This is a genomic window from Nonomuraea sp. NPDC050680 (genome assembly GCF_040654555.1).
Taxonomy (GTDB): domain Bacteria; phylum Actinomycetota; class Actinomycetes; order Streptosporangiales; family Streptosporangiaceae; genus Nonomuraea.
This window is the reverse complement of the sequence record NZ_JBFAIF010000029.1, coordinates 1-16228: the sequence shown is the minus strand read 5'-3', so window position 1 is coordinate 16228 and position 16228 is coordinate 1. Positions and strand designations below refer to the sequence as shown.

Here is a 16228-nt window from a genome sequence, read left to right as displayed (position 1 = left end):
TCAACGGTAATAGCCGATGCGCTGGCTTATCTCCCTCGCGCCCTCGGCCAGGAGCGCCCCGACTTCGGGCAGCCGCTCGGGCGTGAGCCGGTAGGACGGCCCGGAGACGCTCACCGCGGCCACCACCGAGCCGTCGCTGCCCCTGATCGGCGCGGCCACCGCGTTCAGGCCCACCTCCAGTTCCTCCACCGTGGTGGCCCAGCCGCGCTCCCTGATCTCGGCCAGCCCCAGCCGCCCGGCCTCGGTGAGTGTCGAGGGCGTGTAACGCGCCGGCTCGGCGGGCAGCCGCAGCGCCCCGAACGCCAGCAGCACCTTGCCGCTGGAGGTGGCGTGCGAGGGGGTGCGCTGGCCCACCCAGTTGTGCCCGCTGATCGCGGCGGGGCCGCGGACCTGGCTGATGTTCACCGCGTCGCCGTCCTGGGGCACCGCGATGTTGACGGTCTCGCCGACGGTCTCGGCCAGGCGCAGGCACACCGGGCGGCTCTCCTTCGACAGGTCGAGCTGCGCGGTGGCCGCGCCCGCCAGCCGTACGACGCCGAATCCCAGGCGGTAACGGCCGCGGTCACCGCTCTGCTCCACCAGCCCGCCCTGCTCCAGGGCGGCCAGCAGCCGGAACGCCGTGGACTTGTGCACGTCGAGCTGGACGGCGAGGTCCGTCACCCGCGTCGCGCCCTCGCGCGCCAGGATCTCCAGGATGGCGATGGCCCGATCGACCGACTGAACGGACGTGTTGCTCATAGCGCAACAGACTAGTATGGCGACGGCTTCGTCAGCCTGCGCCGGCCACAGGGCTGAGCTCGGCGCCGAAGTCCAGCGCGAGCTTTCGCATGGCCCCGGCCAGCTCCTCCCGGTCGAGGGCGTCGATCCGCTCCGCCGGGCCCGAGACCGACATGGCCGCCACCACCCGGTTCCCGTCGTGCACGGGCACGGCCAGGCAGTGCACGCCGAGCTCCTCCTCGCCCAGGTCCATGGCGTAACCGCGGTCCCTGACCAGGCCGAGCTCGGTGAGCATGCCGTCGGTGTCGGTGATCGTGTTGGGGGTGCGGCGCGGCATGCCGGTCCGAACGAACACCGCGACCGCCTCCTCCGCCGGCCGCCCGGCCAGCAGCACCTTGCCCACGGCCGTGCTGTGCGGCAGCACCCGCCGCCCGACCTCGGCGAACATGCGCAGCCTGCGCGGAGACGGCACCTGCGCCACGTAGACGATGAAGTCGCCCTCCAGCACCGCCAGGTTCGCCGTCTCTCCCGACAGCGACACCAGCTTCGATAGGTACGGCCGCGCCCACACCCCGACCATGCTCTCGGCGATGCCGCCCAGCCGCACCAGCCCGCCGCCCAGCGCGTAGCGCCGGTCCGACTCCTGGCGTACGTAGCCGCGGGCCAGGAGCGTCCGCAGCAGCCGGTGGATCGTCCCGAACGGCAGCCCGGTCTTGGCCGCGATCTCCGACAGCCCCGCCTCGCCACCGTGCTCGGCCAGCGCCTCCAGCACGTCGAGCGCCCGCTCGACAGACTGCACGCTCACCCGCCCAACCCCCGTCCGGTCAAAGAGACACCCCGCGCAGCGACGCGTCCAGCACCTCGGCCGTGTGCGCCACTCTGATCCGCGCACCGCCGCGCCGCATCGCGGCCGCGATCTGCATCGTGCAGCCCGGATTCGCCGACACCAGCAGCTCCGCGCCCGTCGAGGCTACCGACTTGGCCTTCCGGTCGCCCAGATCGCGGGCCGCCTCAGGCTGGAAGATGTTGTACGTCCCCGCCGATCCGCAGCAGATGGCCGACTCCGGCACCTCGCGCAGGTCCAGCCCCGGAATCGCCTTCAGCAGCTCGCGCGGCTGGGCCCGGATCCCCTGCGCGTGGGCCAGGTGGCAGGCGTCGTGATAGGCCACCGTGACGGGCAGGGGATGCCGGTCCGCCACCGGTCCCAGCTCGACGAGGTATTCCGACAGGTCCAGCACGCGGAAGCCCGGCTCGCTGCCCAGCAACTGGCTGTACTCCTTCATCGACGACCCGCACCCGGCCGCGTTGACCACGACCGTGTCCACGCCGGCCAGGGTGAACGTCCTGACCGTGCGCCGCGCGAGCCGCCTGGCCTGCTCCTCGCGCCCCGAGTGCACGCTGAGCGCCCCGCAGCACCCCTGGCCGGGCGGGATGACCACGTCACAGCCCTCCAGCGCGAGCACCCGCGCGGTGGCCGCGTTGACCTGCGGGAAGAACTCGCCCTGCACGCACCCGGTCAGCATGCCGACCACGGCACGGCGCGGCCCTCTTGCCCGGACCAGCCGCGGTATCCGCTGCCTGCGCCCGACCCGGGGCGCCAGCCCCGCCATCGCCCCGAGGCTGGGATGCACCCGCTCCAGGAACGGCGCCATCCGCGCGGCCAGCCCCATCCCGGGGCGCAGCAGTCGCAGCCTGCGCGGGTAGGGGAACAGGCTGAACACGACCTCCCTGACCGCCCGCTCACGCGGCTCGCGCACGTGGACCCGCTCGACCTCGGCCCGCGTCTGCTCGATCAGCCGGTCGTACTGGACGCCCGACGGGCAGGCGGTGACGCACGCCATGCAGCCGAGGCAGGCGTCGAAGTGCCCGGCCATCTCCGGCGTCACCGGCGTGCCCTCGACGTGCTGCTTCATCAGGTTGATCCGGCCGCGCGGCGAGTCCATCTCCTCGCCCCACAGCGTGTACGTCGGGCAGGTGGGCAGGCAGAACCCGCAGTGCACGCAGTCGTTGATCAGCTTGGGGTCGATGCCGCCGGACGTCATGCCAGATGCCTCCCGCTCAGAGCCGCCCACTCGGATGCCTCCTGGTTGCCGCCCACTCAGATGCCGCCGATGAACCGGCCGGGAGACATCTGGCGATCCGGGTCGAACCGCTCCTTGACCCGCCGCATCAGCGGCAGCGCGCTCACCGGCCCCCAGCGGTCCACGCCCTCGTACGGCGCGGCCAGCACGGTCACCCGGCCGCCCAGCGGCGCCAAGCGCTCCCGCAGCCCGGACACGACACCCGCGAACTCCGCAGGTGGTTCGGCACCGGGCTGGAGCCAGACCCGCCCGGCGACGGGCGAGCCGCGGAGCGAGAGCCCGGTGTCGCGTACCGCCGCCAGGACCTCACTCGTCCGCGCGGGCGGGAACCGCAGCTCGATCAGGACCTCGTCGTCGGCGATCAGCCCCCACCAGGCCGGCGCCTCGTCCGTGACGGTGCCCGCGCCCATGGCCGCGCGCAGCGCCTCGGCCCGCGGCCCGGCGGCCGAGCCCTCGACCAGCACGGCCAGCGTGATCGGCGCGTCGCCGCCGGGCCAGTCGAGCTCGACCGCGCTCGGCTCGGCCTGTGAGGCGGCCAGCATCGCGGTCACCTCCTGAACGCGCTCCTGGCCGTACGTCTGCACGGGCTTTTGAACGGGCTTTTGAACGGGCGGCTCGAGCTCGGTCACGACATAGCGGCGGTCGGCGGGCAGCGGGTGCAGCCGGAACGTGGCCTCGGCGATGACGCCCAGGGTGCCGTACGAGCCGGTGAACAGCTTGCCCAGGTCGTAGCCCGCGACGTTCTTGACCACCCGGCCGCCCGACTTGGCCACGGTCCCGTCCGGCAGCACGACGGTGATGCCGATGAGCAGGTCGCGGGCCGTACCGTAACGGAAGGCGCGCGGCCCGGCCGTCGCGGCGGCCAGCGTGCCGCCGACCGTGGCGCCCTCGGCGAACGGCACGTCCAGCGCCAGCTCCTGCCCCTGCTCGGCGAGCGCGTCCGCCAGCGCGTCCATCGTCACCCCGGCCTGGGTCTTCACCACGAGGTCGCCCGCGGCGTGCTCGACGACCTCGTTCAGGCAGCACAGGTCGAGCAGGACGTCACACCGCTCGGGCGGGTGGCCCCAGTGCAGCTTGGTGCCGCCGCCCACGGGCACGACCGCCAGGCCGGCTTCGGCGCAGGCGCGCAGCACGGCCGAGATCTCCTCGACCGACTCGGGCAGGGCCACCACGCCCGGTCGTACGCCGCCCACGACGTCGTCCGGCCCGGCCTCCCTGACCGTCACACCGGTCCTCTCCAGCCCGTCCATCTCCATCAGAACTGCTCCGCCTGTCCCGAGGCGACCAGCGGATGGACGCCCTTGCGCACCCCCGGCACCTCCCCGCACAGCCGCGGCGTGGGGAACACCTTGCCTGGGTTCGACAGGCCCTTCGGGTCGAAGGCGCAGCGGAGGAGTTGCATGGTGTCGAGATCGGCCGCGGAGAACATCCTCGGCATGTACTTCGCCTTGTCCACGCCCACCCCGTGCTCACCGGTGATCGACCCGCCGTGCTCGATGCACAGGTCGAGGATGGCGCCCGAGACCGTCTCGGCCCGTTCGCCCGCCCCCGGCTCCGCGTCGTCGAACAGCACCAGCGGATGCAGGTTGCCGTCGCCCGCGTGGAAGACGTTGGCCACCCTGATCCCGTACTCCTGCGACAGCCGGTCGATGGCGGCCAGCACCTTCGGCAGCGAGGTGCGGGGCACCACGCCGTCCTGCACGATGTAGGCGGGGCTGATGCGGCCGACGGCCGCGAACGCCGACTTGCGGCCCTTCCAGATCGCCGCCCGCTCGGCCGGGTCGTCGGCCGTCCGCAGCTCGAACGCCCCCGAGCAGATCTCCTGAAGCCGGGCGAACTGCCGGACGACCTCCCGCTCCGGCCCGTCGAGCTCCACGATCAGCACCGCGCCCGCGCCCTCGGGATAGGAGCAGGCCACCGCCGCCTCGGCCGCCTCGATGGCCAGCGCGTCCATCATCTCGATCGCCGCGGGCACGATGCCGGCGCCGACGATGGCCGACACCGCCTGCCCGCCCTGCTCGATGCTCTCGAAGGCGGCCAGCACCGTGGTGACGGCCTCGGGGGCACGACTCAGCCGTACTGTGATCTTGGTGGCGATGCCCAGCGTGCCCTCCGAGCCGATGAACGCCCCGAGCAGGTCATAGCCGGGGTCCATCCGGTCGAGGGTCACCAGGTCGCCGTCGGGGGTGACGATCTCGCAGGCTTCGATGTGGTTGACCGTGAAGCCGTATTTGAGGCAGTGGGCGCCGCCGGAGTTCTCCGCCACGTTGCCGCCGATCGAGCAGACCTGCTGGCTGGACGGGTCGGGGGCGTAGTAATAGCCCCGGTCGCGGACCGCCTCGGTGATCGCCAGGTTGGTGACGCCCGGCTCGACGACGGCCCGGCGGTTGGGCAGGTCGATCTCCAGGACGCGGCGCATCTTGGAGGTGACGATCAGCACGCCGTCCTGGCGGGGGAGCGCCCCACCGGACAGGCCGGTGCCGGAGCCACGGGCCACGAACGGGACCCCGAAGTCGTTGCAGGCGCGGACCACCCCGGAGATCTGCTCGGCCGTCTCGGGCAGCACGACGACGCCCGGCATGGCCCGGTGGTAGGTCAGGCCGTCGCACTCGTAGGTGCGCAGGCGTACCGGGTCCGTGATCACCGAGTCGGCGGGCAGCAGCGCGCGCAGCGCGGCCGTCAGCTCGTCGAGCGGCTTGTCGGCCATGGCGCCCCCTTCTCTAGGCCATCCTTCGTCATACCCGGTCTCTCGCTCTACCTTTCCGGATATCTCCGGCGTTGACACGCCGGATATATCCGGAAATTTCGTGATTACGGCATGCGGGCATACGCGGGAAGTGTCAAGAACTCGGCGAAGTCGTCGTCCAGCGCGACCTCCTTGAACAGCGCCGTGGCCTGCGCGTACAGCCCCTCGTCGTAGCCCGGCTCGGCCGCGATCTTCGCCAGCTCCTCCGCGATGATCCGCTCGACCAGCTCCTTCGTCACCGTCGCGCCCGTGTCGGCCAGCGTGATGTCGTTGTGGATCCACTGCCAGATCTGCGAGCGGGAGATCTCCGCCGTGGCCGCGTCCTCCATGAGGTTGTGGATCGCCACCGCGCCGAGCCCGCCCATCCAGGCGGCCAGGTAGCGCAGCGCCACGTCCACGTTGCCGCGCAGCCCCGCCTCGGTGATGTAACCCGGCGTCTCGGAGACCGCCAGCAGGTCGGCGGCCGAGACCGAGACCTCCTCGCGCGTCCTGTCGAGCTGGTTGGGCCGCGAGCCCAGCACGCCGTCGAACACCTCGCGGCAGATCGGCACCAGGTCGGGGTGCGCGACCCAGGAGCCGTCGAAGCCGTCGCCCGACTCGCGCGTCTTGTCGGCGCGCACCTTCTCCAGCGCCGTCGCGTTGACCTCGGCATCGCGCCGCGAGGGGATGAACGCCGCCATCCCCCCGATCGCGTGCGCCCCCCGCTTGTGGCAGGTCCGCACGAGCAGTTCGGTGTACGCGCGCATGAACGGCGCGGTCATGGTGACCGCGTTGCGCTCGGGCAGCAGGAACTCCCGGCCCCGGGTGCGGAACTTCTTGATCACGCTGAACAGGTAGTCCCAGCGGCCCGCGTTGAGCCCGGCCGAGTGGTCGCGCAGCTCGTAGAGGATCTCCTCCATCTCGAACGCCGCCGGGTACGTCTCGATCAGCACGGTCGCCCTGATCGTCCCCTGCGGGAGGCCCAGCAGGTCCTGGGCGCGGACGAACACCTCGTTCCAGAGCCGCGCCTCCAGGTGCGACTCCATCTTCGGCAGGTAGAAGTACGGGCCGCGCCCCTTGTCCAGCTGCCGCCGGGCGCAGTGGAAGAAGTAGAGCCCGAAGTCGAACAGCGAGGCCGACACCGGCCGCCCGTCCACCAGGGCGTGCTTCTCGTCGAGGTGCCAGCCGCGCGGCCGGACCACGATCGTGGCCAGCTCGGCGTCGGGCTTGAGCGCGTACGTCTTGCCGCCGGTCTCGAAGTCGATCGTCCGGTCGAGAGCGGCGCGCAGGTTGAGGTGGCCGCCGACGCAGTTGGCCCAGAGCGGGGAGTTGGCGTCCTCGAAGTCGGCGAGCCAGACCTTGGCCCCCGAGTTGAGCGCGTTGATCGTCATCTTGCGGTCGACCGGGCCGGTGATCTCGACCCGGCGGTCCTCCAGCCCCGGAGCCGGCGGCGCGACGCTCCAGTCGCTCTCCCTGACCTCCTTGGTCTCCGGCAGGAAGTCGAGCCGGCCGCCCGCCGACAGGTCCGCCTGCCGTACGCGCCGGGCTTCCAGCAGCTCCTGGCGGGTCGCGTCGAACTCCCGCTGCAGGCTCTCCACGAAGGCGAGAGCCTCCGGCGTGAGGACCTCGTCGAACCGGTCGAGCATCGGGCCGGTGATCTCCATATGCCCCTTCTTCCATGATGTGGAAAACTGGTTCTGGATTATGGAAGGAAGCTACTTCATGGGTGGTCCCCGGTTCAAGGTGGGGGTTCCCCCGGGGAGGGTCAGGGGGAAACCCCGATGTGCGCCATCCCCTGTGGGCGCGAGGATCTGTCCCATGAAGACGATCGTGATCGCGGGTGGCCTCCTCGCCTCGGCATTACTGCTGACGGGCTGCGGGCTGAAGGACCTGGCCGGCCCGACCAACCAGGACACCGTCACGTACCAGGTCACGGACAAGGTCGCCAAGCTGCAGCTCAAGAGCGGCTCCGGCGACACCGTGCTCACGGAGTACGACGGCACCGCCGTGCGGGTCACCGAGACCCTCCATTGGCGCAACGAGAAGCCGAAGGCCGAGCACAAGGTCGACGGCGACACGCTCTCCGTGTTCTACAGCTGCCCCAAGGACTGGGATAACTGCAGCGTCGACTACAAGATCGATATCCCCAAGGGTCTTCAGATCGACGCCAACGCGGGCTCGGGCGACATCACGATGAGGCAGTTGACCGGGCAGATCGAGGCGAGCGCCGGCTCGGGAGACGTGGACGCCAGCGGTCTCGGGACCAAGAAGATCTTCGCCGAGGCCGGCTCCGGCAGCCTCGCGCTGAAGTTCGCCGTCGTGCCCGACAGCGTCGAGCTGAAGAGCGGCTCCGGTGACGCCACTCTGCATCTTCCGGCCGGTGCCTATGATGTGAAGACCAAGGTCGGATCGGGTGACGTTCAGGTCTCGGTCGACAAGGACCCGGCCTCTCCGCACAAGGTGTCGGTGGCCACGGGCTCGGGAGACGTCAGCGTGGTGCCGGGATAACGTTGCCCGGGATAACCAGGTGATGGCATGAGGGATGTCATGCCACCATCGGGGAAGACACTCCGGTGTTCAGACGTTGCCTATTAGAGATGACACGAATGCACGAATACTCCGCGCTTGATGAGTTCGACACCGACGGGATGGACCTTGAGGAGCGCCAGGCCCTGCGCCGCGTGGCGGGCCTGTCCACCGAACTTCAGGATGTCTCCGAGGTCGAATACCGGCAGCTGCGGCTCGAACGGGTCGTCCTGGTCGGGGTCTGGACCTCAGGCACGGCGGAGGACGCCGAAAACTCCCTGCTGGAGCTGAAGCTCCTGGCCGAAACGGCCGGTTCGGAGGTCCTCGAAGGCCTCATCCAGCGCCGCCAGAAGCCCGACCCCGCCACGTACATCGGATCGGGCAAGGCGCTCGAGCTCCGCGACGTGGTCGAGTCGACCGGCGCCGACACCGTGATCTGCGACGGCGAGCTGGCCCCCGGCCAGCTCCGCCAGCTGGAGGAGACGGTCAAGGTGAAGGTCATCGACCGCACCGCGCTGATCCTCGACATCTTCGCGCAGCACGCCAAGAGCCGTGAGGGCAAGGCTCAGGTCGAGCTGGCCCAGCTCAGCTACCTGCTGCCGCGCCTGCGTGGCTGGGGTGGCAACCTGTCCCGGCAGGTCGGCGGACGCGCCGCGGGCGGCGTCGGCATCGGCGGCCGCGGCCCCGGTGAGACCAAGATCGAGCTCGACCGGCGCCGCATCCGCGAGCGCATGGCCAAGCTGCGCCGCCAGATCAGCGGCATGTCCACCTCGCGTGACACCATGCGCCACCGGCGCAGTCGCCGGGAGGTCCCGGCCGTCGCGATCGCGGGTTACACCAACGCCGGCAAGTCCTCGCTGCTCAACCGCGTCACCGGCGCCGGTGTGCTGGTGGAGGACGCCCTGTTCGCCACCCTCGACCCGACCGTACGCCGCGCGCACACGCCGGACGGCAGGCTGTTCACGATCGCCGACACGGTCGGATTCGTCCGCCACCTGCCGCACCAGCTGGTCGAGGCGTTCCGCTCCACGCTGGAGGAGGTGGCCGACGCCGACCTGATCCTGCACGTGGTCGACGGCGCCCACCCCGACCCCGAAGGCCAGCTCGCCGCCGTACGCGAGGTCTTCGCCGACATCGAGGGCGCCTCCGACATCCCCGAGATCGTGGTGATCAACAAGGCCGACGCCGCCGACCAGGAGGTGCTGGACCGCATCGCCAGGCGCGAGCGCGACAGCATCGTGGTCTCGGCGCGCACCGGTGCCGGCATCGCCGAGCTGATGGCGCTCATCGAGCGTGAGCTGCCCAGGCTCGACCACGAGGTCGTACTGCTCGTGCCGTACGACAGGGGTGACCTGATCTCGCGGGCCCACAAGGAGGGCGAGGTGCTCTCGGTGGACCACGTCGCGGAGGGCACAGTCCTGCACGCGCGCGTGCTCCCGAGTCTGTTCCAGGAGCTGGAGCGGGCCGGCAAGCCGGTCGAACGCGTCTCCTAGCGGTCGTATCGGGCAGCTCTTGGTGGTTGTGGGGGCCAGAACCCCTGAAATCACTGCGGAGCTGCCCAAAGGCGGCAGTGGTCCCTGAACGCTGGGATTGCTAGGATAAGCCGAGTCTTACGACACTAATGGCACGGGTTTCAGATGATCGCTGCTGCGAGTCAGGTCGCGTGCGGGGGCCACAGGGGATCGATGGGGCTGAGTGGCGGTTGGGATGAGTGGGCTTCTTTCCGAATAACCCTGTACAGCAAGCCCACCTGTGAAATAACGTAACTGAACTGAAATCGCCGGATCATGAGTCTGGCGATACGGTCACCGCACAGCCATACGCGGATGAGATCAGGAGACCCCCCATGTCGTCCGGACCCGGAGCCGACTCAGTGGGCGCGGCGGCAGCCGTGCGCTGCTGGGCAGCGTGCTCAGCTGGGGGATCCCGCGGGGCGGTGATGCGGTGACCGTTCGGCTCCTGACCAATATCGGCCGCCTCTGGACCGGCAACGAGGTCCTCAGCAACGCGGCCATCCTCGTACACAACGACCGGATCGCGTGGGTCGGCCGAGCGCCCGACCTGCCGCAGAGCGTGCCCGGCGTCGTCGACGACATCGTCGATGTGGACCACGTCGAAAATCTGGGCGGCGCGCTCGTCACGCCCGGTCTCATCGACGCGCACACCCACCCCGTCTACGCGGGCAACCGCTACGCCGAGCTGGCGATCCGCACCGGCGGCTCCACCTCCTCGGCCATCACCGCGGCGGGCGGCGGCGTGGGCTCGACCGTCACCGTGACCCGCGGCACCGACCCGTGGACCCTGTGCAACGGCGTACGCGAGCGGCTGCGCGGCTGGCTGCTCAGCGGCACCACGACCGTCGAGGCCAAGACCGGCTACCACCTCACCCGCGACGGCGAGCTCGCCGACGTGCGGCTCCTGCGCGAGCTGGAGAAGGAGCCGATGATGCCGCGGGTGCACGTCACCTTCCTCGCGGCGCAGGTGGTGCCGCCGGAATACTTCGGCCGGCAGCGCGAATACGTCGAGGCCGTGGGCGCCTGGTGCGCCGACGCGGCCGCCGCCGGCGCTGACAGCGTGGACGTCTACTGCGACGAGGGCCACTTCACCACCGAGGAGTCCCGCTGGGTGCTCGCCTCGGGCCGCAACGTCGGCCTGCTGCCGCGCATCCACGCCGGCCTCTACAGCCGCCGGGGCGCCGTTCAACTGGCCGCAGAGCTCGGCTGCGCCTCCGCTGACGGGCTGCACCACATGTCCGAAGAGGACATCGCGATCATGTCCCGCTACGGCGTGCCCGCCGTGGTCTGCCCCGCGACGGCGCTCCAGCGCGGCCACCTGCCGCCGGTCCGCCAGATGATCAAGCACGGCGTGCAGATCGCGCTCGGCAGCGACCACAACCCCGGCTACTGCGGCATCACCTCGATGTCCCTGGTGATCGCGATGGCGGTGTCGGCGTTCGGGATGAGCGTCAACGACGCGCTGCGGGCGGCCACGCTCGGCGGCGCCACCGTGCTGGGCGCGCCCGACCGGGGCGTCCTGGCTCCCGGTCGCCTCGCCGACATCGTCCAGTGGGACGCCGACCACGAGGGCGCCTTCGCCTGGTCCTTCGGCCTCAAGCCGCGCCGGGTCTGGCGGGGTGGCACCCCGGTCCAGTAGTTGATCTCGGACTATGCCGCCATCGGTGTTCGTGGTCACGGATTCAACTGCTTACCTGCCTCCGGTGCCTGGTGTCGCTGTTGTGCCCGTACAGGTGACTTCCGGTGGTCTTTCGTACGACGAGGACTCCTTCACCGGCGACCTGTCGTCGGCGACCACGTCCAGACCCGCGCCCGCGCGCTTCGCCTCGTGCTACTCGTCGCTGGCGGCCGGCGGCGCTTCGGCCGTGGTCTCAATACACCTTTCCGGCGATTTTTCCGGCACCGCCGCCGCCGCCCTGCTGGCCGCCAAGGACTCCCCGGTACCGGTAGAGGTCATCGACAGCCGCTCGATCGCCATGGGCCTCGGCTACCCCGTGCTCGCCGCCGCCCGTACGGCCGCGGACGGGGGCACGCCGGCGGAGGTGGCGGCGGCGGCCCGGCGGTGCGCCTTACGGACCCGGACGTACTTCTACGCCGACACGCTGGAATACCTGCGACGAGGCGGCCGAGTCGGGACGGCGGCCTCGCTGGTGGGCTCGGCGCTGCTGATCAAGCCGTTACTGCACCTGGTGGATGGGCGGGTTTCGCTGCTGGAGAAGGTACGGACCGCGACCAGGGCCATCGCCCGGCTGGAGGATTTGGCGGTGGCCGCGGCGGGCGAGGCGGAGGTGCGGGTCGCCGTGCAGCATCTGGGGGCGCTGGGACGGGCGGAGGGGTTGGCCGAACGGCTGGCCAAGCGGCTGCCCGGGGTGGTGGAGATGCGGGTGGTGGAGGTCGGGGCGGTCGTCGGCGTTCATGTGGGTCCCGGCCTGCTGGGACTGACGGTTTCCTCGGCCGACTAGGTGATGTCCCCGAACGTTCTCCGTGGTATCCGTTCTTTCGTTCCCCCGGAGGGGTGTCTCTTCTTGGGGACCCGTGCCACGACGGACGGTCTTTTTCCTCCCCCCCGAAGGGGGACTGACCATAAGGACCCCAACCACCACGGACCGTCGCAGAAATCCAGACGGTCGTGTGACGAACCACTTCTTCGTCCACAGGGCCGCCTGACCGTCGCTCGGTTGTCCCCAGAACCTCGTTCACCAGCCTGCGGCCCCCTGCCTGTCTCGTACGTTCGCTGGCGTGCGCAACCACGATGCGACAGCCGAGCGGACCATCGCCGAGTCCCGCCTACGGTCGCTCACCAACCCCAGCCTGCCCGGCGGCGCACTCCAACACCCACACGACCCGCCTCCGCAGCCCGGCCGAGCTCTGCCCGAGGCGCCCGCCTGGCCGGGCCCAGCCCTGCGCAAGGCATCCGTGAGACCAGACCGAGCCTCGCATGGGGCGCCCATGAGGTCAGGCCGCGCTCCCACCCCTCACGAGCCGACTCAGAGATCTGGCCGCGAGGCGGTCCCTCACGAGCCGACTCAGAGATCTGGCCGCGAGGCGGTCCCTCACGAGCCAGCTCAGAGGTCAGGCCGAGTGGCGGTCCCTGATGAGCCGACCCAGAGATCTGGCCGAGTGGCGGCCCCGCGCAAGCCGACTCAGAGGCCGGGCCGAGTGGCGGCCCCGATCCCGCCCTCGTTCGAGGCCTTTCGCCAGGCCGTCGCCGCCAAGCCGCCCGCCTCGCTCGACCCCGGCAGGCCGGGCCTGCGCATCCTGATGGCCCTGGCCGTCCTGGCCGCGGTGGTGGCAGGCGTGATCGCGTGGCGTTCCCAACCCACCCCAGAACCCCTCCCCGCCCCACCCCCCAGCCCGCCGGGACCCGTCACCCCCTCTCCCACGGCCAAGGTGACCGTCTACATCACCGGCAAGGTCCGCAAGCCGGGCCTCTACACCCTCGCCATGGGCGCCAGGGTGGCCGACGCGGTGACAGCCGCAGGAGGCCCCGTCCGCAGCACCGCCATGTCCTCGGTCAACCTGGCCAGACGCCTGGTAGACGGCGAACAGATCGTTGTAGGCGTCCCACCGGGCTTCCCACCCGGCCTCGCCTCAGCCGACCCCGCCACCACGACCCTCGACCTCAATACGGCCACCCCCGACCAACTCGAACAACTCCCCGGCGTGGGCGAGGTCCTTGCGGCCCGCATCGCCGACTTCCGTACCGCACACGGCGGCTTCACCAGCGTCGACCAGTTGCGCGAGGTCAGCGGCATTGGCGCGAAGAAATACGAGGAGATCAAGGGAAAGGTCCGCGTCTGACATGCCCCACGACATGCCCCACGACATGCCCCACGACCTGCCCCACGACCTGCCCCACGACCTGCCCCCCTCATCTCACTCCTGGTCCCTGGCCCTGCCCGCCCTCGCCGCCTGGGCCGCCGCCCTCACCCTCCTGAACTTCTCCCCGACCACAAGCCTGATCGTCTCCGCGGTGGCCACCGTGTCCGCGCTCCTGACCCTCCCCAGACCTTCCCGCGTCCTCCAAGTGGCCTCACTCACCTGGATCGTGTCCCGCCGCACTTCTCCGGGCGCGGTTCAGGGTTCCGTCCGGCGGCTCTGGCGCAACGTGGCCATCGCGACTCTCACCTGCGTCGCCGCGACCTCAGCCTCAGTGGCCCTGCGTGTCCACGCCGTGAGCACAGGCCCGGTGGCCGCTCTGGCGACCCGCGGAGCACAGGTCACCGCACAGATCACCCTCACCGACGATCCGAAGATCAGACGCCACCGAGGCGGACGCTTCACCCAGGACCGCATAGTCGTCACCGCCACGGTGACCGTCCTCCAAACCCCTGCCAGCCTTCGATCGCCGCTTCGCCGAGGTGTGGCCGGCAGAGCAATCGCGGTGAACACCCCTGTCGTCGTCTTCGCCCAGGGCCGCGAGTGGAGCAGCCTCCTCCCGAGCCAGAGCCTGGAAGTAACCGCTCGCCTGGCACAGGCAACCCCCGGCGACCTGATCGGCGCCGTCCTCCTCGTACGAGAGCCACCACGCGTCCTCACCTCCCCGTCATGGATCCAGGCCGCGGCAGGCACCCTCAGGGCAGGCCTACGGACGGCCGCGGACGTACTCCCGGCTGACCAGCGCGGCCTCCTCCCAGGCCTGGTCGTGGGCGACGTCTCCCGCATGGACCCACAACTCACCGCCGACCTCAACGAAGCAGGCTTGAGCCACCTGAACGCGGTAAGTGGCGCGAACCTCGCGATCGTGGCAAGTGTCGTCCTGGCCCTCTCTCGCCTGGCCGGTTTCCCGCTCGCCCTGAGAGCCGTCCTCGCCGCCGTCGCGATGATCGCCTTCGCCGTGGTGGCCAGACCCTCGCCCAGCGTCCTCCGAGCCTTGCTCATGGGTTTGTCCGCCGCCATAGCCTTGGGCACCGGCCGGACCAAGGACGGCGTGGCGGCCCTGTCGGCGTCGATCCTGCTGCTCATCCTGTTCGACCCCGAACTGGCTCATTCGTACGGCTTCGCCCTGTCCGTGTTCGCGACCGCCGGCATCCTCCTCCTGGCTCCCCGCTGGCGAGCCCACCTCATCGGCACCGACCCGGAGGAAACCCCCGCCGACACCCACGACGACTTCGCTGCCGAGAGCCCCACTCCCACCAGGGCCGACGATGCCGGTCGTCACAGCGACTCGGCACCCCACAGTGCCGATGCCGGCGCACCCGATGTCGTCCTCGAGTCCCAGGAGCCGTCCTCTGCTCTGCTTCGCTCACCGCCAGGACGAGGTCGGCGCCGTCTGCGGCTGCCTCGGTGGGCGGCGGAGGCGGTGGCCGTGTCCGCGGCGGCACAGGTCGCTGTGACACCGGTTCTCGTGCTGATGTCCGGCCAACTGACCCTGGTGGCCATACCCGCCAACCTCCTGGCGGGTCCGGCTGTGGCGCCGGCGACCATTCTCGGGTTCGCCGCCGCGCTGGTGGCTCCCCTCTGGCCGCAGGCAGCTCAGTGGCTGGTCATCCCGGCAGGGTACGCCGTGGGCTGGATCATCATGGTCGCCGAGTGGGCAGTGAGCATGCCACTGGCCACGCTTCCATGGCCGGGCGGTCTTCCGGGACTTGGGCTGCTGATGGTCGCCGTGGCCGTGATGATTCCCGTGCTCAGACGCCGTACCTGGCGAACGGCGGCCCTCACGATGGCCGGCGCGGCACTCGTGGTCGCGCTCGTGGTTCGCCCCATGGCCAAGCCGTGGCCGCCCCCGAACTGGCTGATGGTGGTCTGCGACGTCGGTCAGGGCGACGGCATGGTGCTGGCGGCCGGTCCCGGTCGTGGCATCGTCGTCGACACCGGCCCGGACCCCGTCCTCATGGACCGGTGCCTCCGCAGGCTGGACGTACGTGACGTACCCCTGCTACTCCTCACCCACCCACACGCCGACCACGTGGACGGGCTCCCTGGCGTACTCAGGAACAGGCGCGTCGGCGCGGTCATCGTCAGCCCGCAACGCGTCGCCCCGCAGGAGAGCGATCGCATCGCGACCATCCTCGCCCGACACCGGATCCCCCAATGGACACCGCCCTCGGGCAGTCGCTGGCAACTGGGTCCGTCCGAGGTGACCATCCTCGCCCCTGACCCGGCCCAGGGTGGGACCGAGGGCCAAGGCGAGGGTAGCTTGATCAACAACTCCAGCGTCGTGGCCCGCGTACGCTGGCGAGCAGGCTCGGCCCTCCTGAGCGGCGACATCGAAACCGAGGCCCAGGACGCGCTGCTGCGGCGCCTCGCCCCGCGAGCGGACATACTCAAGGTCCCGCACCACGGCTCGCGGCGACTGGACCCGGCCTTCTTCGGGTCCGTAGGCGCTCGCGCGGCACTGATCAGCGTAGGAGCCGACAACGACTACGGCCATCCCGCTCCGTCCACGATCGCGCTCCTGCACCGCCTCGGCGCCCGCGTCTACCGCACCGACCACTCGGGCGACCTCGCGGTCATCGACCAGGACGGACAACTGGCGGTGGTCGCCCGCGGCCGGTAGCCGGCACCGCCCTGTTCCAGAGCAAGGGCGGGCGCCAAAGCAAAGGCGTTCCAGAGCAAAGGCGTTTCAGAGGGCATTGCGCGAGTTGATGCCCCTTTTGTCCTTTGCCTTGGGGAAGGCGGGCTGGTCAGGGCGTTATCAGCCGGGCTGGGGGCGTGGCTGA

The 16228-nt window shown here is 70.6% G+C and carries 12 protein-coding genes; 6 read left to right on the top strand and 6 right to left on the bottom strand.

Translation table 11 applies throughout. From position 1 onward, the window contains the following. The 6 genes from AB0H88_RS47215 to aceB all read right to left on the bottom strand — a co-directional run bounded on the left by AB0H88_RS47215 (window position 1) and on the right by aceB (window position 7187). Window positions 1-738: an IclR family transcriptional regulator gene (locus AB0H88_RS47215; protein ID WP_357656073.1), complete on the bottom strand. Its 738-nt coding sequence runs from the start codon at window positions 736-738 to the stop codon at window positions 1-3. Window positions 739-769: 31 nt separating this feature from the next. Then, on the bottom strand, window positions 770-1522 hold the full coding sequence (locus tag AB0H88_RS47210) for an IclR family transcriptional regulator (protein ID WP_357656071.1): 753 nt from the start codon (window positions 1520-1522) through the stop codon (window positions 770-772). 19 nt (window positions 1523-1541) lie between these two features. Further along, a complete protein-coding gene (locus AB0H88_RS47205; protein WP_357656069.1) occupies window positions 1542-2759 on the bottom strand; it encodes a heterodisulfide reductase-related iron-sulfur binding cluster in 1218 nt (405 codons plus the stop codon). A gap of 56 nt (window positions 2760-2815) precedes the next feature. Continuing rightward, window positions 2816-4054, bottom strand: coding sequence for an FAD-binding oxidoreductase (locus AB0H88_RS47200; protein WP_357656067.1), 1239 nt, complete (start codon window positions 4052-4054; stop codon window positions 2816-2818). Beyond that, window positions 4054-5505: an FAD-linked oxidase C-terminal domain-containing protein gene (locus AB0H88_RS47195; RefSeq protein ID WP_357656066.1), complete on the bottom strand. Its 1452-nt coding sequence runs from the start codon at window positions 5503-5505 to the stop codon at window positions 4054-4056. Before AB0H88_RS47195 ends, AB0H88_RS47200 begins: the two co-directional genes overlap by 1 nt. 104 nt (window positions 5506-5609) lie before the next feature. Next, window positions 5610-7187 carry a malate synthase A gene (aceB, locus tag AB0H88_RS47190; protein ID WP_357656064.1) on the bottom strand — a complete coding sequence of 526 codons (1578 nt, stop codon included), beginning with the start codon at window positions 7185-7187 and terminating at the stop codon, window positions 5610-5612. Window positions 7188-7341: 154 nt separating this feature from the next. On the opposite strand from aceB, the gene AB0H88_RS47185 reads away from it, so the two are divergent. The 6 genes from AB0H88_RS47185 (at window position 7342) to AB0H88_RS47160 (ending at window position 16065) form a co-directional block, all read left to right on the top strand. Beyond that, window positions 7342-8031 (top strand): DUF4097 family beta strand repeat-containing protein, encoded by a 690-nt coding sequence (locus tag AB0H88_RS47185; protein WP_357656062.1) that lies wholly within the window; start codon window positions 7342-7344, stop codon window positions 8029-8031. Window positions 8032-8129: 98 nt separating this feature from the next. Continuing rightward, on the top strand, window positions 8130-9542 hold the full coding sequence (gene hflX / locus AB0H88_RS47180; protein WP_357656194.1) for a GTPase HflX: 1413 nt from the start codon (window positions 8130-8132) through the stop codon (window positions 9540-9542). Window positions 9543-9993: 451 nt separating this feature from the next. Then, window positions 9994-11202 carry an amidohydrolase family protein gene (locus tag AB0H88_RS47175; protein ID WP_225290705.1) on the top strand — a complete coding sequence of 403 codons (1209 nt, stop codon included), beginning with the start codon at window positions 9994-9996 and terminating at the stop codon, window positions 11200-11202. Window positions 11203-11215: 13 nt separating this feature from the next. After that, a complete protein-coding gene (locus AB0H88_RS47170) occupies window positions 11216-12025 on the top strand; it encodes a DegV family protein (protein ID WP_357656059.1) in 810 nt (269 codons plus the stop codon). A gap of 697 nt (window positions 12026-12722) precedes the next feature. Continuing rightward, a complete protein-coding gene (locus AB0H88_RS47165) occupies window positions 12723-13364 on the top strand; it encodes a ComEA family DNA-binding protein (protein ID WP_357656057.1) in 642 nt (213 codons plus the stop codon). A 1-nt stretch (window position 13365) separates the two neighbouring features. Next, complete coding sequence (locus AB0H88_RS47160) at window positions 13366-16065, top strand: ComEC/Rec2 family competence protein (protein ID WP_357656056.1); 2700 nt, start codon at window positions 13366-13368, stop codon at window positions 16063-16065. The last annotated feature ends 163 nt before the right edge of the window (window positions 16066-16228 follow it).